Annotated in this window: 16 protein-coding genes; 2 read left to right on the top strand and 14 right to left on the bottom strand. The window is 43.8% G+C overall.

Going from position 1 to position 21,006, the window contains the following annotated elements; all coding sequences use genetic code 11:
• Positions 1 to 357: 357 nt before the first annotated feature.
• From ACKI5G_RS10320 to ACKI5G_RS10265, 12 genes are all read right to left on the bottom strand, one after another.
• Complete coding sequence (locus ACKI5G_RS10320; RefSeq protein ID WP_407400100.1) at positions 358 to 1,974, bottom strand: bifunctional metallophosphatase/5'-nucleotidase; 1,617 nt, start codon at positions 1,972 to 1,974, stop codon at positions 358 to 360.
• A 35-nt stretch (positions 1,975 to 2,009) separates the two neighbouring features.
• Positions 2,010 to 3,281 carry a hypothetical protein gene (locus tag ACKI5G_RS10315; protein ID WP_407400098.1) on the bottom strand — a complete coding sequence of 424 codons (1,272 nt, stop codon included), beginning with the start codon at positions 3,279 to 3,281 and terminating at the stop codon, positions 2,010 to 2,012.
• A 109-nt stretch (positions 3,282 to 3,390) separates the two neighbouring features.
• Positions 3,391 to 4,005 carry a TetR/AcrR family transcriptional regulator gene (locus ACKI5G_RS10310; RefSeq protein ID WP_407400096.1) on the bottom strand — a complete coding sequence of 205 codons (615 nt, stop codon included), beginning with the start codon at positions 4,003 to 4,005 and terminating at the stop codon, positions 3,391 to 3,393.
• Between the two features lie 138 nt (positions 4,006 to 4,143).
• A complete protein-coding gene (locus ACKI5G_RS10305) occupies positions 4,144 to 4,758 on the bottom strand; it encodes a 4'-phosphopantetheinyl transferase family protein (protein WP_407400094.1) in 615 nt (204 codons plus the stop codon).
• A gap of 104 nt (positions 4,759 to 4,862) precedes the next feature.
• Positions 4,863 to 6,548 carry a methyl-accepting chemotaxis protein gene (locus ACKI5G_RS10300; RefSeq protein ID WP_407400092.1) on the bottom strand — a complete coding sequence of 562 codons (1,686 nt, stop codon included), beginning with the start codon at positions 6,546 to 6,548 and terminating at the stop codon, positions 4,863 to 4,865.
• A 185-nt stretch (positions 6,549 to 6,733) separates the two neighbouring features.
• On the bottom strand, positions 6,734 to 7,657 hold the full coding sequence (locus tag ACKI5G_RS10295; RefSeq protein ID WP_407400090.1) for an RluA family pseudouridine synthase: 924 nt from the start codon (positions 7,655 to 7,657) through the stop codon (positions 6,734 to 6,736).
• 5 nt (positions 7,658 to 7,662) lie between these two features.
• Positions 7,663 to 9,669: an NAD-dependent DNA ligase LigA gene (gene ligA, locus ACKI5G_RS10290; RefSeq protein WP_407400088.1), complete on the bottom strand. Its 2,007-nt coding sequence runs from the start codon at positions 9,667 to 9,669 to the stop codon at positions 7,663 to 7,665.
• A gap of 20 nt (positions 9,670 to 9,689) precedes the next feature.
• A complete protein-coding gene (gene pcrA, locus ACKI5G_RS10285) occupies positions 9,690 to 12,065 on the bottom strand; it encodes a DNA helicase PcrA (RefSeq protein ID WP_407400086.1) in 2,376 nt (791 codons plus the stop codon).
• An 88-nt stretch (positions 12,066 to 12,153) separates the two neighbouring features.
• Positions 12,154 to 13,080 (bottom strand): manganese-dependent inorganic pyrophosphatase, encoded by a 927-nt coding sequence (locus tag ACKI5G_RS10280; RefSeq protein ID WP_407400084.1) that lies wholly within the window; start codon positions 13,078 to 13,080, stop codon positions 12,154 to 12,156.
• A 36-nt stretch (positions 13,081 to 13,116) separates the two neighbouring features.
• Positions 13,117 to 13,599 carry a tRNA (uridine(34)/cytosine(34)/5-carboxymethylaminomethyluridine(34)-2'-O)-methyltransferase TrmL gene (trmL, locus tag ACKI5G_RS10275; RefSeq protein WP_407400082.1) on the bottom strand — a complete coding sequence of 161 codons (483 nt, stop codon included), beginning with the start codon at positions 13,597 to 13,599 and terminating at the stop codon, positions 13,117 to 13,119.
• Between the two features lie 16 nt (positions 13,600 to 13,615).
• Complete coding sequence (ilvD, locus tag ACKI5G_RS10270) at positions 13,616 to 15,274, bottom strand: dihydroxy-acid dehydratase (protein ID WP_407400080.1); 1,659 nt, start codon at positions 15,272 to 15,274, stop codon at positions 13,616 to 13,618.
• Between the two features lie 111 nt (positions 15,275 to 15,385).
• On the bottom strand, positions 15,386 to 16,414 hold the full coding sequence (locus tag ACKI5G_RS10265; protein ID WP_407400078.1) for a DHH family phosphoesterase: 1,029 nt from the start codon (positions 16,412 to 16,414) through the stop codon (positions 15,386 to 15,388).
• A 339-nt stretch (positions 16,415 to 16,753) separates the two neighbouring features.
• Between ACKI5G_RS10265 and ACKI5G_RS10260 the strand changes: the two genes are divergently transcribed.
• Both ACKI5G_RS10260 and ACKI5G_RS10255 read left to right on the top strand, forming a co-directional pair.
• Positions 16,754 to 17,374, top strand: a complete 621-nt coding sequence (locus ACKI5G_RS10260; protein WP_407400076.1) for a hypothetical protein — start codon at positions 16,754 to 16,756, stop codon at positions 17,372 to 17,374.
• Positions 17,375 to 17,386: 12 nt separating this feature from the next.
• A complete protein-coding gene (locus tag ACKI5G_RS10255) occupies positions 17,387 to 17,833 on the top strand; it encodes a hypothetical protein (RefSeq protein WP_407400074.1) in 447 nt (148 codons plus the stop codon).
• 80 nt (positions 17,834 to 17,913) lie between these two features.
• On the opposite strand, the gene ACKI5G_RS10250 is transcribed toward ACKI5G_RS10255, so the two are convergent.
• Positions 17,914 to 19,254, bottom strand: coding sequence for a hypothetical protein (locus tag ACKI5G_RS10250; protein ID WP_407400072.1), 1,341 nt, complete (start codon positions 19,252 to 19,254; stop codon positions 17,914 to 17,916).
• A 185-nt stretch (positions 19,255 to 19,439) separates the two neighbouring features.
• Positions 19,440 to 21,006 (bottom strand): hypothetical protein (locus tag ACKI5G_RS10245; protein ID WP_407400070.1); only part of this gene is annotated, 1,567 nt, incomplete at its 5' end.

Genomic DNA, 21,006 nt, shown 5'->3' with positions numbered 1-21,006 from the left:
TGTTATAATTTAGTTACTGCTTACCTCTATACTCCAGCAGTAGGAGAAGGTGAAATATGAGACACATATCATTATTGGAATCCGTCGCTGCAAGTATAGTCGCCTACTATATTTGCAAATGGCTGGCCAGATTCTTCCGCTAAGCAGTCAGCCGAAGACTGAGCACGGTCTATAAACGTGCGAGAACCCCTGAGATGGAAGTGTACCAGACCTCATCACAGGGGTTCTTTTTTTGGTGAAATAAAAACACATATCATTAAAACACCATTTGCCTTACAGTTATTATATACTACAGTATTTTTTTTGACAAGATTCCCTTACCGGAAGTTATTAGATCTTTGTGAGCGGATAATTATTTTATGAAATTATTTTGATTCGTCCCTGTATTTTATTGTACTCAGGTGTAATCTTGCCATGTAAGCGCTCTTTGATGTAATTCTGCAGACAATAACTGTCTGTAATTCCAAGTTCATCGGCGGCAATAAAAGCATTTTCAGCTGTCAAACCACTGTAAGTGTCACCGCCTTCTTTAATGAAGCCATTGACCACGATTTTGTATTCGGCATCAGGGTCAAAGGCCTTTCCGCCTACAGAATTTATAGTAACACGGCTTCCGGGAGCTGCAGGTGCATAATACATGGAACGGGGATACTGAGGCCCCTTTTGGTATGGAACTGTTAAATTCAAGGTATATTCAATGCCGGAAACCTGTGGGAAGCCACCCATTGCATCAGGAGTATTCTGGGTGGAAGCCTCAAGAAGCTCCAACAGCTTGGAGCCTTTTATGGTAACAACCCACAGCTGGTTATCAAATGGGAATACAGATTGAATATCCTTAACCTTAATCTTTCCTGCATTAAAGCCTGTTCTAATGGCTCCACCATTTACAATACAGCCATCGGCCTTGTTAGCCTGACCTAAAATCTGATTTGACTGCCATAATATGGCATCTGAGCAAAAATCACCCATGGCCGCTTCCTGAGTCCTCAATCCAGGCATAATTTCTCCACTCATATCATTAACTGCTTCTCCAACAGGTGTTGACAAGTGTAAATCCATATTATAGGAGGCATTATTCACCAGCTTCTCCACATTCTTGTCAGTCCTTGTATACTCTCCCAGATTTATCAGTTTTTCCTGCCATTTGCCATCCTCATAAACAATACAACCAAGATGCTCGGTGTGCGAACCAGTTTCTACCTGTAATGCATTGCCAACAATATTATTTTTTACTAAGTGATCGTGACCATCAATGAATATATCAATGCCATTTACATTTGCAAGAACATCCTCGGAACGACTGCCCATGCAGCCATCTTTACTGCCCAAATGCCCCAACGCAATAATGAGATCGCATTTTTCGGCAATTAATTTGCTAACATACATCTGGGTGCTGGCCATAAGCATTTTTCCTTCAAGAAAATTCAAGGTTGCGACATTTTCAGGAAGGGAACTGGTCTTTGTTTCCGGAGTGGTTAAACCAATAATACCGATTTTACCATACTCCTTTTCCAAAACAATATATGGCTTTACAAAGGTATTTTCAGTGTTATTGTCGATTATATTGGATGAAATAAACGGGAATTTAGCTTCCTTCATGCGTTCTTCCAATACACCAAGGCCGTAATCGAATTCATGGTTACCAATAGTTGCAGCATCATAGCCTATGGCATTCATAAATTTAATACAGGACTGGCCCTTGTCAAATTTCGCCAAAACATTACCCTGAATAATATCTCCGGCATCCAGCATTATAACCTTATAGCCCTTTGCTTCCATGTCCTTTTTTATTTGGGAAATAACAGGCATACCGATATGCTTGTCATCTCCCATGACAAAGCCATGGGTATCATTGGTGTGCAGAATCATTACCTTGCTGAAATCGGCCGCAAATACCGTCTGGCAAAGCAATAAAAATACTACCAGAAAGGTGTACAACGAACGTTTAAAAATGTCGTAGCCCTTTTGATTCATTGTTGTCATCCCCCTAAAAAATAAATTGACTCACTTTATACGGCTATTTTGGCCTCCCCTACCACTTCGCCCTTGGCATTTCTAATAGTTCCGTCATGATGGTAGGTTCTGATGACCTTGTCCTCCCCGCTTACAAGCACTGTGTCCCCATCAGAATTTTGCTTAAATCTTCCCATCAAATGACCTTCACCGTCCAGTATGGTACCTGAAGCCTTGGTGAAGATAAGCTCGTTGCCGTCCTCCAGAAGAATACGGTCCGTATCTGTGGACTCATCATAAAAAATCTCAGATATCTCCTCTCCTTTTTCATTTTTTATAGTTGTATGGTTTTTCTCGTCCTCCATAATGGTCTGAATGCCACCATTAAAGAGGGTCTGGAAACCTGCTTTGCCTTCATATTTTTCAGCACCAACATAGATTCCCCGCACTGCAAGTGTCGCCATTGAGGATTCAATGGCCGGTGAAAAAGCCGCTGCATTTTCCACAAACCAGCTTCCTATATCCACATTAGCTACGTCCATAATTGTGGTGACCTGACTAGGCATTTCTACAGTTGGCACATGAATAGTATTGTTCACTCCATCGATTCCGGCAACGCCGTCGGTGCCGTCTGCCAAGGAACCGGAGAACAAGGTATCCCCTGCAAGGTCAATTTTGAGGAATGGCAATACTATAGCCATAACCACCAACGGGGTTAAGCCAATTACGTAGAATGCCCTGTCTGTAGTATAACCGTGCTTATACAGCCAGCCCAAAAGTCTGTGGAAGAAAAAGGCCAGAAACAGCGGCAAAATATATGAACCCACATGAATAGCTTCCTTGATAAAACCAGTGGTGGCATTTACAGCATCCACCCCCTGCTGACCAAAGGTTTCCACAGCAGTTTCGCCACCGGCATTAAAGAAATCCACAACTCTAATGGTAGCCTGAACCACTACTGTTTCGTAAAAGAAGGAATTAAAAATTACAACCAGCAGATATATTCCATAGGCGTACAGACCAACGCTTAATGCCCGCCAGTTATCTATGACAAAGGTGATACGCATAAGGAAGAATATCAGTGCCAGACAGGCCACTGCAAAGCCTAATGGCGGAAATATGGCCGTCAGGATAAAGACAGCCAGCATAATAAGTATTGATTTTTTCAACACGTGCATAGCCGTCATGGCAAAGAATACAAAGCTCAGAACCAAGCCCAAAAGGGCTGAGTTGGTATCCAGGGTAAAGCCCAAAGAAAGCCACCATACCAGTAAAAACAGATAATGCTTCAGTGTAAAGGTCCCCTTACCGTCTCCACTATTTTCCATGTCAGTTCACCCCACATTTTATATAAAAAAACTTTCCCCAAATATAATTATAACGCAGTTACTCATATTTTTCCCACAAAAAAGAAAATAGAATAACTGCGTTATGTTTTTACGCAAATATAAATTGCCAAGCTTTATGAAGATGCTTTCTTAAGAAATCCAACCCCACTTCTTCATAATCAGGGTCACAGTAGCATCTGTTAAGTACGTTGATAGTCGGAAAGGTAAGAACCCTGGCAACGTAATCAACGTCAATGTCTGCATCCGGCTTTCTCAGCTTCATCAGACGCTCCACCAGATTGCGGGTATGCTTCTCAGGCAGCTCATAGCATTTTTCAATGTACATGAGACGGGCCCGTTCATTGCGGAACTGCTCAATAGTCAACAGCTTTTTAATGCTCTTTAAAATTTCATCATGCAAAATATTTTCAGCGAATGGCATTAAATAATTGACAAAGCTATCCTCATCCATTTGTTCAATATCAATGTCATCCAGATCTGCCACAGAAAGGCTATGCTCTTCATAGAGCTCAACTACCCAATCACTGATGGCCTCTACGATTTCTTTTTTTCCGCTGAAATGCTTATACAGGGAAGGCGGAGTTACCTTCACAGCAGCTGCAATCATTTCAACACCTACAGCTTCATATCCATACTCTGAAAATAATCTCAGAGACTCCTTTAATATTCTTTGTTTAGTATCTGTACGTCTTATGATAATCAAACCCCTTCTGTAATAACCATAAAAACAAACTTGCTTATCCAGATTCCACTTTACATTATAATGAGAAAAGTAAATTATTACAAGTTAAAGTAATATTTTTCCTTATAAAAACTAATCTGGTTTAGCGTTATGCTTATTTTATTTAGTCATATCAACGATGATAAAATTTTTAGAAGGTATTTTGATTCTGCAACATACATTATATTTATAATTGTCATCCAATTCAGGATGAGAAAAAATAAATCCCGGAATAACAGAGGCACTTCCATAGAAAAGACTTTCCATATCTGCCTGGGTTGCCTTGGCATAGCTTTCCAGCCTGGTCCACTTATCTGCCGTCATATTATATTCATCCAAATACTCTGCCAGCTCTTTTGTATTTTCCTCCACGTCACAGCCGATTTCCGCACCAATGGGACCATCAGCTATGGCAATGGCACACATAGCCCTGTCCCCGGAATAAGCAAGACTGAAGCCCAGTTCAGGATGCTTGGAATAAAATGGCTTACCGCTATTATTAAATTGCAGCTCCAGCTCCTGTTCATTGTAGCCGGCCTCATTTAAGGCCCTGGACAATAGCACACCAGCCGCCAAAATTGCCTGTTTGTCCCGCTGTTCTTCAGCTTTGTCTATTTTTTCTCTTCTGTATGCGTTGGCATTATCATAGAAAAGCTGAAACAGACCCTTGTCCTGTAACTTGGAGCTGTCAGCAATATATACCTTTACATTTATGTTATGAACCGTATCTGTCATGAACATTTCCCCCTAAAAAATCTCCTGATAGACTCTTGAGCGAATCCATCAGGAGATTAAATTTTGAATTATTTTTGTACCAGTTTATGTACCTTGGTATCAGATTAAATCTTAAACTTGGTTACATAATTCTGGAGAGACTGGGACAGCTCTGCCAAGGAATTACTTGCTCTGGCAATTTCATCCATCATGGCAGCCTGCTCCTCAGTGGAAGCACTTACACCCTGAGCCTCATCTGCAGAACGATTACCCAGCTGAACCACATTGTCCATGATACCTCTGATATCGTTGCAAACGACACCAGTCTTTTCGATGGCCTTAAGGGATACATCAATCTGGGAATTCATGTTGGTAATAAGCTCGGAAATCTGATCAAAGGCAGCTCCAGCTTCAGAAACAATCTTTGTACCTTCCTGTACACCCTCATTATTTTCCTTCATGGCCTGAACAGCCTTGATGGTATCAGACTGGATAGTAGTAATCATGTCGGAAATACTCTTGGCAGCAATCTCAGACTGCTCTGCCAGCTTTCTTACCTCCTCAGCTACTACGGCAAAGCCACGACCTGCTTCACCGGCACGGGCGGCCTCAATTGCAGCATTAAGTGCCAACAGATTGGTTTGACTGGCAATATTGGAAATGGTCTCAATAACCTGAACGATACTAGCAGAACGTTCACCAAGGGCTTCAACAATAACGGAGGAAGCATCTATCTGCTTGGACATATTGTGCATGGTATCAATTGCCTTTCGAACGGTAATCTGGCCGTTGGCAACACCCTTAAGACTGTCATTGGCAGCTTCCTTCATATCATTGGAGTAATTTGTAAGGTCAGTCATATCATTATTCATGTCGCTAACCTTATAATGGGTATTTTCCAGCTCTCTAACCTGATCCTGGTTATTTTCAGCCATCTTAACTGCACTATTGGCAACGACACGGATACTCTCACCGGTCTGGTTGGCAGTCGCTGTAAGCTCTTGGCTGGCTGCAGCTACCTGCTCTGCTGAGTGGGCTATGTTGGACATCAATGTTCTGATAGCGTTCTTCATGCTATTGGTATCATGTGCCAACAGGGCTATTTCGTCACTGCCCTCGATATGGAGATCCGGAATACTGAGGTCTCCATTTGCCACATTCTCCAGAGCTCTCTGAACAGACTTAAGAGGACTTAAGGTATGACGAACAGCGAAGGTAACAACCACACCCATAATTAGGATAAGAATAATAGTTGCAATAGCCATACTTGTGATAAAAGCATTTGCCATTGTATCAAGGTCAGTTGCCGGTACACCTACAAACAGCATACCAATAATCTTATTGCTGGAATCTTTAATTGGCTGATAGCTTACGTAATAGTCTTTGCCAACTACCTGTGTTACCATGTTTACGGTTTCACCCTTAACAAGCACTCTGTCAGCTACCTCAGCAGAGCACTTGGTGCCTGTAGCACGGGAACCGTCTTCTTTTTTTACTGTAGTCGATACACGGGTATCTCCCTGGAAAATGGTAATGGCATCGCCTGTTTCTTCGCTCAAACGATCAATATGGTCAGTTTTGCCATTTAAAAGAGCATCGCCCTTGTACAGCTGACCGTTCTTAATATTCCAGGAGCCGTTATACAGGCCGTCAATTACTTCACGCAAGTAAAACCCATCATTTAATGCTTTGCTTGTCAGAGCTCTATCAAATCCCGATATAGCATTCCGATATCCTAGAAATGCCGTCACCAGACAAACAGCTATAACACAGATACTAAAAAATAAAATTGCTTTTTTTTGCATATTCATTTTTTTAACACCCCTTTATTTTTATAATTCCCCCTCAACATTTGTCCAAGTTTTTGACCATAAATGGCTATTACCATCCTAATTATAGGTAAATATTTCTACACAATAACTAAATATCCTTCTTTTTTTTTAAAATAATAAATATTACACCACAAATTTTCTATAGTGTTTTAATATACGCTTTTTCAATCCCAAAAGGCTTTTAACTTATTTATACACTCCTGCATATCCACCGGTATTGGTGCTTTAACCTCTACCAGCTGACCTGTAACAGGATGCTGAAATTGAATAGCAGAAGCATGCAGGGCCTGACGATTAATCAGCCGTGACGGAGTACCATACATTTTATCACCAAGTACAGGGTGCCCCACAAAATCCATGTGAACTCTTATCTGATGGGTGCGGCCTGTTTCCAGCCATAGCTCCAACAAGGTGTTGGGACCGACCTCCTCCACCAGCTTAAAATGAGTTACCGCCGGCTGCCCGTTGTCATCGACCCTACGGCGATTTGACATACCGGGAACCTTCCCAATATTTTTTCCGATACAGCCATCTGGATATTCCTCCATAATACCTGTACCCATAACAACAGACTGATAAATACGATGCATGGTATTTGCCTTCAGCTGTGCCTCCAGTTTTGTCTGATACTCCGGCTTCTTGGCAAAGAGCACGCAGCCAGTGGTATCCCGGTCCAGACGATGCAGAGGGCGAATGGTTATGGTCTGTCCCTTTTCCTGAAAATATCCCGCCAGGAAATTGGCCAGAGTAAAGCTGTCAGTTTGGCCTGCCGGGTGTACCAGCATTCCTGCGGGTTTGTTCAGTACAATAACAGCATCGTCCTCATAAAGCACATCCACTGGGCCAATTTGAGGCTTTACTCCATAGGTATCATCGGCAAAGAGGCGGATAGCAACCATATCTCCCCCTTTGATATGCTGCTTAGAATGAACGGGACGTCCATTCAGAAAAACATTCTTGGAACGGAAAAGACGCTGGCGATTGCGGGAGGATACCTTCATAACAGACTTTAGATAGTCCTCCGCTGTCATATCGCCGTATTTGTCAGCCACTATATATTTTTTAAGACTTTTTTGATTTTTCTTCATTAAGGTTACTGTCCTATCATTTTCAGAAATTCAGCTTCATCAATTACAGTAATTCCCAGCTCCTGAGCCTTGGTCAGTTTACTTCCGGCAGCCTCACCGGCCAAAACATAGTCTGTTTTCTTTGAAACACTGCCAGCCGCCTTACCACCATTGGCCTCTATTAATGACTTGGCATCGTTTCGGCTAAGGGTTGGCAGGGTACCGGTTACTACCACAGTTTTACCTGCCAGAATATCGCCGGTGATTCCTGTATCCTCCAACACCATATTGACACCAGCTGCCTTCAGCCTATTCATTATATCAGCATTTACTTTATCAGCAAAATAATCGCAGATGGCCCGGGCACTGATGTCACCAATATCCCGTACTTCCTTTACTGCCTCAAAATCAGCTGCTGCCAAAGCGTCAATACTGCCAAAGTGCAGCATAAGCTCCCTGGCTGCTGCCTTGCCAATACCTGAAATGCCAAAACCGGTCAACAGACGCTGTGGCTCATTGTTTTTGGACTCACTAATGGCTGCCAGCACCTTGTCGGTATTCTTTTCCTTGCCAATAAGACCCTTTTCAATGAGCTCATCCCGATACTTGTCCAGCACAAAAATATCAGCAATATCCTTGATGTAGCCAGCCTCTATAAGTGCCTTGATATTCTGCTCGCCAATACCCTTGATATTCATGGCATCACGGCTTACAAAGTTTATAATATGATTTTCCAGCTGAGCCGGGCAGGAAGGATTGATACATTTTATATCAGAGGTATTTTCCTCGCGAACTGCCTTGGCACCACAAGCAGGACATATATTGCCAATGGTAAATCTGGTGGCTCCCGCAGGACGCTTGGATTTTACCACCTCGCGGACCTTCGGGATAATTTCTCCGGATTTAAACACCTTAATGGTGTCACCGATACAGATATCCAAATCATCAATATAATCCTGATTATGGAGAGTTGCCCGCTCCACCTTGGTACCGCACAACTGTACTGGCTCAAATATAGCCGTAGGAGTAATGCGTCCAGTACGTCCCACTGACAATTCAATTTCTTTCAGGATAGTTTCCTTTTCCTCTGGCGGATATTTATAGGCCACAGCCCAGCGAGGTACCTTAGAGGTAGCTCCCAGCTGTTCTCTCTGGGCCAGACTGTTCAGCTTTACCACTGCACCATCAATGTCATATTCCAAGTCACCACGGGACTCGCCAATGGCATCAATAGCCGCAATAACTTCCTCAGCTGTATGGCACACACGATAGTTATGGATGACCTTGATACCCTGCTTTTTCATAAAGTCATAGGCTTCTGTATGGGTGGCAAACTCAATGCCCTCAGCCGTCTGAAGATTAAACACAAACATGGAGAGATTGCGTTCCTTGGTTATGCGGCTGTCCAGCTGTCGCAGGGTTCCCGCTGCACAATTACGTGGGTTGGCAAAGGTCTTCATTCCCAGCAGCTCCTGGCGTACATTGACCTTCTCAAAGGCTTCACGGCTCATATAAACCTCGCCACGAACCTCAAAATAAGGAACCGTCTCTTTAAGCTTTTGCTTTATATCCTTGATGACCTTGGCATTTTCCGTTACATCCTCACCCTGTACCACACCATCACCTCTGGTAATAGCCTGGGTAAGCTCACCATCACGATAGCGAAGGGCAAGGGAAAGGCCATCAATCTTTTCCTCCACCACAAATTCAGGATTATCCAGCTGCTCCTGCAAGGAAGTCACAAAAGAAATAACCTCCTCCTTGGAGAACACATCCTGTAGGGAAAGCATTGGCACATCATGGGCTACCAAAACGCCAGCCTCACGCTTGGCCATGCCGCCAACCATCTGGGTTGGGGAGGTTTTGGTGATTAATTCTGGATATTCCGCCTCAATTTTTTTCAGCTTCAACATCAGCTGATCAAATTCATAGTCGGAGATTTCCGGTGCATCGTTGTTGTAATAAAGGTTGCTGTGATATTTTATTTCTTTTCTGAGAGCCGTCAGCTCTTTTTTTATGTCTTTAATATCCATTTTAAGCCTTCTTTAAATATTTAAACTTTCTTAATAGGGGCGTATTTCAGTACCAGTCTCTTGACCCCCTGATTCGGAAATGCTATCTGAAGTTCGGTGTTTTCACCGCTGCCACTTATGGATATAACAGTACCAGTACCAAATTTGCTATGTGCCGCCTTATCTCCGGTTTTCCACTCAACACTTGTATTTGGCTTAATTAGTCCGGATGGCCTGTTGGTGGTTGCTGTGGCAGAATTATTGGTGTTGGTAACTATTCGGGCAGGGCCAGTAGCACCTCTAACTGTTTTAAGGGCATCCATGGCAGACATGGACTGACCCTGATGGCCCGCATTGCTGCTGCCTTGGGAGAACCGTGGCATATATGAGCTTCCCTGTCCTCTGTTATTTCCATAAGCACCGAAGCTGTTTCCAAAACTGCTGCCTCCAAAGCTTCTATGGCCTCTGGCAGAAAGCTCCTCCTTGTACTGAGGCGGAATTTCCTCCAGGAAGCGGGATGGGTCATAAACTCTGGTCTGACCGTAAATGGTGCGCATAGATGCGTAGGTCAAAAACAGCTTGCGTTCTGCACGGGTAATACCCACATAGCAGGTACGTCGCTCCTCCTCCAGCTCCTCTGGGCTGTCCAAGGTTCTGGAATGAGGGAACATGCCCTCCTCCATTCCGGCGATAAATACCACCGGGAACTCCAGGCCCTTGGCCGCATGAAGGGTCATCATAGTAACCCTATCAGTGGCCTCAACAGTCTTATCAAGATCAGTAATCAAGGAAATATGCTCGAGGAAATTAAAGAGACCGGTTTCTGTTTCCGTCTTTTCAAAATCCTTGGCTACCCCCACAAATTCCCGGACATTTTCAATTCGGGAGGTATTGTCCTCTCCCTTCTTTTTATCCGCTTTCAGAGCCTCGATATAACCAGTCTGGTCAATAATTTCCTCCATGAGCTGGGAAACTGGCATACCCTCCTGCTTATTCATCAAATCCAGCAATAGCATGGAGAAAGCTCCCAACGGATTCTTTGTCCTGGCAGTGAGGCCTGGAATTTCATTTAAGGTATCCGGGTTGGCAATTATCTCAAAGAGGGAAATCTCCTTTTCGTTGGCATAAGCCAGCAATTTATTAATGGAGGTCTCACCGATACCACGGCGTGGCACATTGATAATACGCTGGAGACTGACAGAATCAAAAGGATTCGACAATACACGCATATAAGCGATAATATCCTTGATTTCCATGCGCTCATAGAATTTCAGACCGCCTACCATGGTATATGGCATCCCCTGACGCATAAAGGCTTCCTCCAGCACTCGGGACTGGGCATTTGTTCTGTAAAGCACTGCCATATCACCATACGGGGTATTAAACAGAGTATTCTGCTTTACGATGTTGTCCAGTATAAATCTGGCCTCGTCCCGTTCATCAGAAGCCAGATATGTGGTGATAGGATCTCCATCAGTATTATCAGTCCACAGCACCTTTTTCTTTCTGTTAGGATTATGCTCAATAACTGCATTGGCAGCTGCCAAAATCTTTTTGGTGGAACGGTAATTCTGCTCCAGCATAATGGTGCGGGCCTCAGGATAATCGCTTTCAAAGTTCAAAATGTTGCGCATATCCGCCCCACGCCAGCCGTAAATTGACTGATCCGCATCACCTACAACGCAGAGGTTGTGATGACCGCCGGCCAGCAGCTTGGTCAGCTGATACTGGGCCCCATTTGTATCCTGATACTCGTCCACCATAATATATCTGAACCGACGCTGATAACGGGTTCTTATTTCCTCGTTTTCCTCCAGTACGGACACAGCAACCAAAAGCAGGTCATCAAAATCGAGAGCATTATTGGAACGGAGCTTGCTCTGATAAAGGGTATAAACCTCGGACACCTTCTGGTCGTAAAATGTACCATTGGTGCGGACATGCTGGGAAAAGGCCTGCGGCCCCATCATCTGATTTTTAGCATTGGAAATAGCCCCCAGAACAGCTCCCGGGGTATACTGCTTGTCATCAAGATTCAGCTCTTTAAGACACTTTTTTACTAAAGACTGGGTATCACTGGCATCATATATAACAAAGCTTTTCTGATATATCCCCGTAGCCTCTATCTCCCGGCGTAAAATCCGGGCACAAAAACTATGAAAGGTGCTGAGCCATATATCCTTTGAACCTGCACCAATCATACGGTCAACACGCTCACGCATTTCAGCTGCTGCCTTATTGGTAAAGGTAATGGCCAAAATGCTATATGGAGATACTCCATGGGCTAAAAGATTTGCAATGCGATGGGTCAGAACTCTGGTTTTTCCGGAGCCCGCTCCCGCCATTATCAAAAGTGGCCCCTCTAGGCACTCCACCGCTTCCCTTTGGGCGGGATTTAATCCACTGAATATATCCAAGGTTATCCTCCTAGTTGTAATTAAAAAAGAAATAACCCCTTCAGGGCCTATTTAGGCAATAGAGCCATGCTGAAGGGGTAAAAAATACTTAGAATTTTGCAGCAGCCTCAGTAAGAGGAGGTACAATCTGCTTTTTACGGGACATTACCCCTGGCAGATGAATGCAATCGCCGGAAGCATCCTGCTTGAAGGCATCTGCAATCAGCTTCTTAGGCTCACCATAGAATACCAGATCAGTAGACTCCTCGATAATATCGGTAACCATAAGCATAATAAGATTATAGCCTTCCTTATCGCAGATATCCTTCATGGCGGCGGTAATATCAGCCTTCATGTTGAGAACCTCAGCAGTATCCATAACGGAAATCTGGCTTACAAGAGCCTTGTAGTTGCCAAAGCTAAATGGCTTGGAGTCAACCTTGGCAATCTCAGCCGGAGTCATATCGCCTACGCCGGCACCAGCCTTCAGCATAGCCATAGCGTACTCATGGAGATCAACCTCAGCAATCTCAGCCAGCTTCTCAGCTGCATCATGGTCTTTATCAGTACATGTTGGAGACTTATAAAGAACAGTATCGGACATAATAGCGGACAACAGCAGGCCTGCAATATCCTTAGGAATGGAAATATTTTTATCCCAGAACATGTTGGCAATAATTGTAGAAGTACAGCCAACTGGCTCAGTGTGAACGAAAATAGGACCAGCAGTGTTCAGACCGCCAAAACGGTGATGGTCAACAATTTCAATAAGCTCTGCTTCAGCAAGACCGTCAATGGCCTGGCCCACCTCATTGTGATCCACCTGGATAACCTTCTGACCGGCCTCAACCTTGGTTGCCAAAATTGGTGCAGCCACATCAAAATAATCAAGCGCGTACTGGGTTTCCTTATTGATTTCACCGCAACGGATGGCAGTTGCATCCTCCCCCATAGCCTGCTTTAAAGCAGCATAGCTGATAGCAGCACAGATGGAATCGGTGTCCGGATTCTTGTGTCCTACAACGTAAATACTCATTTAATAAATTCCTCCTAAATATGTGTATGAAAAGTGTCAAGTTCTCGTTCCTGGCCCAATCTGCTGAAGATTTGCATAATCCAGCTGGCGCATGGCCTCATAAGCTACTATAGCCACCGCATTGGACAGGTTAAGGGAACGGGCACCTTCTATCATTGGAATACGAATACATTTTTCCCAGTTTGCCTTTAAGATAGGCTCGGGAATACCAGCGGTTTCCTTGCCAAACACCAGCATGTCATCCAGCCCAAACTGAGCTTCGGAATGGGCCCGTGGTGCCTTGGTGGAACAATAATGGAAGTTATTGTCTGGATATTTATCCAGCACCTCCTGAAAGTTTTCATGGACGTGAACCTTCACCATATCCCAATAGTCAAGACCAGCCCGCTTTAAGTGTTTATCATCAATTGAAAAGCCCAAAGGCTTCACCAAATGAAGTTCGATACCGGTTGCCGCACAAAGACGTGCTATATTACCGGTGTTGCCGGGAATTTCCGGCTCAATAAGAACAATGTGCATTATACAACCTCAAAAATTAGTCCGCTGTCACCACAGCACCCTTGGATGCAGAGGTGGTGAGCTTGGCATAGCGTGCCAGATAGCCATGCTTGATTTTAGGCTCTGGCTTAACCCATGCAGCCTTACGCTTGGCAAGGGTTTCATCGTCTACACGAAGCTCCAGCTTGCGATTTGGAATATCAATATCAATAATGTCCCCATCCTCTATAAGGGCGATAGGACCGCCTGCCATAGCTTCTGGAGATACATGGCCAATGCAGGCACCACGGCTGGCTCCGGAGAACCGGCCATCTGTAATAAGGCCCACCTTCAGCCCACGGCCCACAATAGCCGCAGTCGGATTCAGCATTTCCTGCATACCAGGACCACCCTTTGGCCCTTCGTAGCGGATAACCACCACATCACCATCGTGAATGTCACCATCCATAATGGCGTTTACAGCATCCTCCTCAGAGCTGTAGCACTTGGCCTTGCCGGAATATACCAGCATATCCTCAGCAACGGCAGAAGCCTTTACAACAGCATTTTCAGGGCAGAGATTGCCGGAGAGAATTGCCAGACCACCCTCTGGACGATAAGGCTGCTCTACAGTCTTTATTACATCTGAACGCAAAATCCTTGCATTGGCAATGCGATCTGCCACAGTGCCGCAAACAGTAAGAGCGTCAGTGTGAATAATCCCTTTCTTGGACAGCTCCTTCATTACTGCAGAAATACCACCAGCCTCGTTTAAATCGACGATATGATGATGTCCGGCAGGACTTAGACAGGCAATATATGGGGTATTGTGACTGATTTCATCAAACTTCTGGGCAGGCAGCTCTATGCCAGCCTCATGGGCTATAGCTGTAAGATGAAGTACAGTATTTGAAGAACCTCCAATACCCATATCCACAGTAATGGCATTTTCAAAGGCCTTTTGGGTTAAAATATCCCGTGGCTTAATGTCTTTCTTTACCAGCTCCAAAATACGCTCACCAGCACGCTTGGCCAAAAGTCTGCGGGCCCCTGTGTAAGCAGCTGGAATAGTACCATTGCCAGGGAGTCCCATACCAAGGGCCTCAGTGAGACAGTTCATAGTATTTGCGGTAAAAAGTCCGGCACAGGAGCCACAGCCAGGGCAAGCCACTGCCTCGATGGCTGTCATATCATCCTCGCTGATTTTACCAGCAGCGAATTCGCCTGCCGCCTCAAAGGACTGGCTGACGCTGATGTCCTTACCATGATATCGGCCTGGAAGCATCGGACCGCCACTTACAACAATACAAGGAATATTCAGACGGGCGGCTGCCATAATCATACCTGGAACTACCTTATCGCAGTTTGGTATTAAAACCAATCCATCAAAGCCGGTGGCCATAGCTACTGCCTCAATTGAGTCAGCAATCAGCTCACGGCTGGCAAGTGAGTATTTCATGCCTGTATGTCCCATGGCAATACCATCGCAAACTCCGATTGCAGGGAACTCCATAGGAGTTCCGCCAGCTGCGGCAACTCCCAGCTTGGCTGCTTCAGCAATCTCTTTTAGATGAATATGTCCTGGAATTACTTCATTAAAGGAATTGCAGATACCAATCAATGGCTTTTTCAAATCCTCTGGGCCAAAGCCCATGGCATTAAACAGTGATCTGTGGGCACAACGGGTTGCGCCTTTTTTTACAACATCTGATCTCATAATACACACCTGCCTAACTATATGATTGTCACGTGCTTACTAAGTCACACTTTTACATTCTATCATATTTGCCGCTTCTTTAAAACTGTATAAAGGAGCATTTTTAAAGCGTTACGATGCAGATGATAACCTCCAATTTGCTATTGCTGGCTGGAGAAGACGGATAACTTTCTTTCTGGACATATTTGTTCCCAGAGGAATTATATTTCCATTACCCTTGCCAAAGGCTGCTTCTCCACTTTCCAAAGCCCCTTTACCATAACATGACAGGGTTGCCTGATATGTTTCCAGGTCGTGAATTTTCAAAAAAAGCATATCCATCTTTTGGCTGTTAAAATTCTGCTGAATCCATTTGCCCAATCTTTTTTCCATTTCTTCTCTCTTGGCAGGTGTTAGTGCCAAAACTGTGGCACAGCCATAGGAAACGCCATCAATATTAAATTCTTTATAATCAGAATAAAAAATATCCTTTTCAGACATATCATTATATGCAGCCAGGTCTTTTTCCATGCTCAGGAAATAAGAATCACAGTCCTTGATGCCAGCCTTCTTTTCCAAAGCAGCCACAGCCTGTCTGTCAAGATCCGTAGTTGTACTGCTCTGCAAATTATCTGTATCTGAAAGAATAGCCGATAACATCATACCAGCCATAGCCCTATCAATAGGTACATTAGCTTCATTATATTCCAGCCAAACAATAGTTGAAGCACACCCCACAGGCAGATTGCGATAATATATAGGGGCAGATGTCCTTATATCACCAATAAGGTTATGATGATCTATAATTTCTAAAATATTAGCTTTATTCATGCCAGGAATAGCTTGAGCAAAGCTGTTATGGTCAATTAAAATAATATTTTTCCCAGCGGCATTATCTAACACTTTTGGCACAGGAACCCCGAAATAATTAAGCGCATAGGCTGATTCCGCATTAATCGGGGACCCAATCCTCGCCTCTGCGTTTATGCCCAGTTGTCGTTTTAGGTTGGCGTAGGCAATCACCGTACACACACTATCAGAATCAGGAGGCTTATGACCTATAACATAAGTTATTCCCGTTCCGTAATTAATCCCTTGCATATAGGCCGGATAATTAATTTCTTTTTGGTTTCCATAGCCCTTTGCCTGTACAAAAATCATTAGTAAACACACCGTTAAGAAAAAACTGCACATTCTGTGGTAAGAAATAATTTTTTTCATAAAATCACCCTTTCTTTGTAAATATTCATAAGTTAATAAACTGCATGACAAGGGTTTGTTTTTTCAAGTTTCGTATTTAGCATATTCTACAAATACGCAAATTATCCTGCCGTTTTCTGGTGGTTATTTTTCATATACAAGCATGAAAATTATTGAATGGAAAAAGGATTTACCTATATTCAGCACGAATATACATTTAACGAAGATGATAAAAGTAACGATTATTGTTGTAACAGTAAATCGCCTTTAGAGGGGACAATACTAAAGGAGGGTATCATTATGAGCAAGAAGGCAGTTCTGGCAGTTGTGTTGGCTTTATTTTTGGGAATTGGCGGCACAGTGGCCTATTTCTACCTCAATTCACTTTACGTGGCCAATACGGCCCCTATTGTTCCAGCGGCCACTACTCAACAGCCAGCAGGAACAGTTCCACCGGCTGGCAATACCACCATACCTGCAGCAACTCAGACTCAGGTACCGGCTGCAGGTGGTGTGCAGATTCAGCCTTCAGCCGCAGCAACCTTAACTGATGATCAGTTGGTGCTGGGGCAGATTTCCTATGGTGCGTCAATTGATGCTGTACGTCAACGCCATGGTGAGCCTCACGAGATTGACCGTGATGATGGAATGATTAAATATGAATATAAAAACGTGTTTGATTTGTATGTAGTAAATGGAATAGTACAGCGCATTAAGGTAGACGATTTAAATGGTCTTGGTACTTTAAAAGGTATAAAGGTTGGTTCATCTGTGGACGACGTAATAGCGGCTTATGGACAGCCTAATGCCGTAGTAGGTGATCACATTATATATCATTCTGCAAATAACCCGGCAGTAGGATTGAATTTTGAGCTGGAATTAAATCATGTAGAAAAAATAGAATGTGGTATGTTGCACTAAGGAGGGTTTCGCATGAAAAAGAAGATGATAGCATTAGTAGCCGGTCTTACTATGGCAGCCTCAGCAGTTTGCTGTGCCATGATTTCTCCCGAGGGAATAGCGATTTCTGGTGTGGCTCCCGGTTCTTCTGTGGCTGATGCCACAGCAAAGCTGGGTAATCCTCAGTATGCCGGGGATAAGATTTATTTCACCAATGGAGTCGTTATTGAGCGTTCAGATTACAATCCAAACCTGGTGGAGGAAATCGAGACCTATACAGCCGGAAATGCCACCCCGGGAGGAGTGGCGGTAGGAATGCCGGAATCGTCAATTACTGCTACATATGGGGCTCCTGATAAAATTGACAGAGATTATGATGATACGGAATATACCTATTACAGTACAGATTATTTTAAAAAGCTGGAATTCAAGGTTGTGGGCGGCAATATTGTAAAAATAAAATGCAAGCTTCGCGATTAAATTGTATTAGTGGAAGAAAATAAAATTATCCCCCAAGGGCTTTATGATTGGAAGCCTTTGGGGGATTTTAAATAACAGTATCAGAAGAAATACTTCAGTTCACATAAGAAACCACGGTAGTTTTCCATCTGTTCGCCAGGACCGGTTTCATCAGGCAGCTTTTGTCCGTGGAAGTAGCGGGCACTGCCCAGAAGATTAGGAGCAAATACATATTCCCCTCCTATTTCGAAACCGCGTTTGCCATGAATGGCAATATCATAGGTAGGAGCCATTACAGCGTAATGACCCATTTGACGATAGGCTAGGAAAAGACCAAAGGAACCAGGCTGGGAAAGCTTTGCTCCCTTGTAATCCAGTTCAATATTGTAAGCTCTTTTGGTATTGTGGTTTACCGGCTCATCAGCCTTTCCTGACTCATGCTCTGCTGTAGGATCATTGGTCCAGGAAAAGGCTCCATGTAACCGAAGGTTTTTGTCAAACTTATAGCCAAGGGACAATTCATAAATATTTATGGCCGTAGCACCACATTCTTCATATGTTTTATCATTGTTGACCCAACGGTGATACCCCACCCCCCAGGTAAAACGATCATGGCGGTTATTGTATAATTCCAGCCCCAGATAATTGCCGTAGGAAATAGAGGAATCATTGGCGTAAACCTTTGATAAATCATTTATGGCATCAAAGCGCTTGTTTTTGCCGGCTGTTACGGTAATATTAACCTTGTTGGTCACTGTAACCTGACCACCAGCCAAATGATAATCATACATCATACCTTCATCAATGATGGTTTTATATGGAATGATGCCTCCCTTTAGTTGTACATTATTATCATCATATTGTACATAGAAATGCTTGAAGCCGGTGCTTGGAATTACATTTTGTCCATCTGTCAGATAATTTCCTGGTGTTACAAAATTTCCTGTATCAAAGTTAAAGTTGGCTTCTGCCCGCAGCTTAGCAGACCAGTTTTTATCGAATATCATATAAGGATTTAATTGAAGGGTAGCATAATGGGCATCATTCCGGACACTATTTCCCTCATCGGCATGCCACTGTGCCTGGGACCGTATCTGCACCTTATTGGCAAATAATACCTTGTCGGTATATTTCTTGTTTATACCAAGCTGTTTTAATTCATCAGCAAATTCAACCATCAGGTGTTCAGCCAAAAATTTATCCTGCCCCTGAATATTTTGTTCAGGCAGCTTGGTTAACAGCTGGGCCATTGCCTCCCGGGAAATAGGATTTTTCCTAAAACTATCATCCAAATCCTGTATATAACCATCTAAAGCCAGCTGCTGAACGGCATCGATGGCCCAATGATTGCTGGGGATTTCTGATGCAGGCGAAGCCATGGCGTTTCCACAAAGCAGTGGAAGTGCCATGGCAACAGAAACAGCCGTTAATTTCTTTTTCATACAAACTCCTCCCTCATAGCTACAATCCTGATATTACAAAATTAGCATATATTATACTGTAATTCAATATCAATTTTGAATATTGTTAATAATTTTGATTTTTTTTATTAAAAAAGGATGCTCTCCCTTCTATGCGGGATAGCATCCTTTTTCCATTTATTTTTTAGCCTTCTGCCATTTTCATTTTATTCTACCACAATTTCATTATTTGTTGCACTCTTCCGACGAATGTTCAGTTCCAACGGCTTCATGTCAAGGAATTTTCCTCTTCGAATGATTAATCCAGGCTCTGTAAATGTTCTTACATCAAAGGTATATTGACCATGGGTGCTGGTTACACGCTCACGCATCATATCCGTTACGCTAAGATTATCACCATAGAGCTTGCCATAATTTCTGTCAGCATCAATGAGAACTGCACCATTGGTTCTGACCTTTCCATCGGTATAAAGCTGGAAGGACCGTTCCTTATCATCGGCCATATTCAAATTGTTCCAGTAAACCAGCTGCTCACCATCTCTGGTTGGTGTACGTCCAAAGACAGCCAAATTCGTCTGGTCATTGTCCAAATAAATCTTGTCCCCTGCCAGTACGTCATCAGCTTTGAAGTCGCCTGCATCTACATGGACATAACCACGGTTAGACCAGAGGGACGACATCTGAGTTCCGGTATTGGAGTTCAGGCTGTCAACGGTGATTTCCTGAGCAATGTATTTCTTATCCCCCGCTCCGGTAGCAGAGAACCTGAAGGTGGCTGTACCATCCTTCTTGGTCATGGAGCCAACGGTTATATAGTTACCCGTCAGGCTGACATCTGGTGCATCAGTACCGTTGGCATCAGCCAAAACTTCACCCAAATAGGACAGGTCTGAATTATTTTCCATCCACACTGTGACTCTCTTGCCTTCTACACGATTTAATACGAGGTCACCGTTCTCCATTGCTATATTGACTTCATTTTCGGACTTAACCTCATCACCCGGGAAGAAAATCCTGCCTTTACCGGTTACCGCTGCTGTCACATCACGCTCTGCATGGATTCGGTCAGTGACCAGTATATCATCGTTCAAGGCACCGAGATTAACATCCCTGCCAGCTTCCACCATACCGTTTTGGTCAATTATAATTGTATGCTGATCCTTGTCATACTGATCAGAACCGGCAAACAACGTAACATCCCCCGTTTCGGCAGAGGTCTTGCCATGAATTGTGACAATTCCCAGTGCAGTGCCGACTGTAGCATCCTGTTTTGCGGTGACAGTCTTAACATCAGGGCCATTATCGCCAATTAAGATATTGCCCTTATCAGTTGTAATAGCAAGATTTTGTCCTGCTGTTACAGCCTTTTCCACTGTGATATTGCCTTCGCCGGTGGTCATTTTTATATTTCCATCATTCGAGGTGACGGTATATCCCACTGTGATATCACCTTTATCGGTGGAAATGCTCACGTCATTGGTAACAGCTACATCCGTTCCAAAAGCGGCATTGCCTTGGCCGGCAATATTAACCGTAAGGTCTTTCTGAGCCTGAATATCATCTACAATCAGGATATCGCCGTTACGGCCGTTCAGGGTGATACCACCGCCGGAAACCAGTGCACCATCGGAAGCGATAATGAAGTTTCCATTTTCAGCTCCTGGTTCATAGGTATCTTTTCCAGCGGTCATGGTAATATCACCACTTGTTGTGGATGTCTCACCCAGAATACTGATGGTTCCAAGACCGGTTGCAACAGTGATGTTATTTTCC

This window comes from Anaerovibrio sp., from assembly GCF_045637405.1.
GTDB lineage: Bacteria > Bacillota > Negativicutes > Selenomonadales > Selenomonadaceae > Anaerovibrio.
This window is presented reverse-complemented; position numbering and strand designations above follow the sequence as displayed.

Coding starts and splice junctions, on each gene's coding strand:
- ACKI5G_RS10280 (WP_407400084.1), bottom strand. CDS start 13,080: ATGAGTATTTACGTTGTAGGACACAAGAATCCGGACACCGATTCCATC.
- ACKI5G_RS10315 (WP_407400098.1), bottom strand. CDS start 3,281: ATGGAAAATAGTGGAGACGGTAAGGGGACCTTTACACTGAAGCATTAT.
- ACKI5G_RS10295 (WP_407400090.1), bottom strand. CDS start 7,657: ATGAAGAAAAATCAAAAAAGTCTTAAAAAATATATAGTGGCTGACAAA.
- ligA (WP_407400088.1), bottom strand. CDS start 9,669: ATGGATATTAAAGACATAAAAAAAGAGCTGACGGCTCTCAGAAAAGAA.
- ilvD (WP_407400080.1), bottom strand. CDS start 15,274: ATGAGATCAGATGTTGTAAAAAAAGGCGCAACCCGTTGTGCCCACAGA.
- ACKI5G_RS10250 (WP_407400072.1), bottom strand. CDS start 19,254: ATGAAAAAGAAATTAACGGCTGTTTCTGTTGCCATGGCACTTCCACTG.
- trmL (WP_407400082.1), bottom strand. CDS start 13,599: ATGCACATTGTTCTTATTGAGCCGGAAATTCCCGGCAACACCGGTAAT.
- ACKI5G_RS10300 (WP_407400092.1), bottom strand. CDS start 6,548: ATGAATATGCAAAAAAAAGCAATTTTATTTTTTAGTATCTGTGTTATA.
- ACKI5G_RS10265 (WP_407400078.1), bottom strand. CDS start 16,414: ATGATTTTTGTACAGGCAAAGGGCTATGGAAACCAAAAAGAAATTAAT.
- ACKI5G_RS10255 (WP_407400074.1), top strand. CDS start 17,387: ATGAAAAAGAAGATGATAGCATTAGTAGCCGGTCTTACTATGGCAGCC.
- ACKI5G_RS10320 (WP_407400100.1), bottom strand. CDS start 1,974: ATGAATCAAAAGGGCTACGACATTTTTAAACGTTCGTTGTACACCTTT.
- ACKI5G_RS10260 (WP_407400076.1), top strand. CDS start 16,754: ATGAGCAAGAAGGCAGTTCTGGCAGTTGTGTTGGCTTTATTTTTGGGA.
- ACKI5G_RS10305 (WP_407400094.1), bottom strand. CDS start 4,758: ATGACAGATACGGTTCATAACATAAATGTAAAGGTATATATTGCTGAC.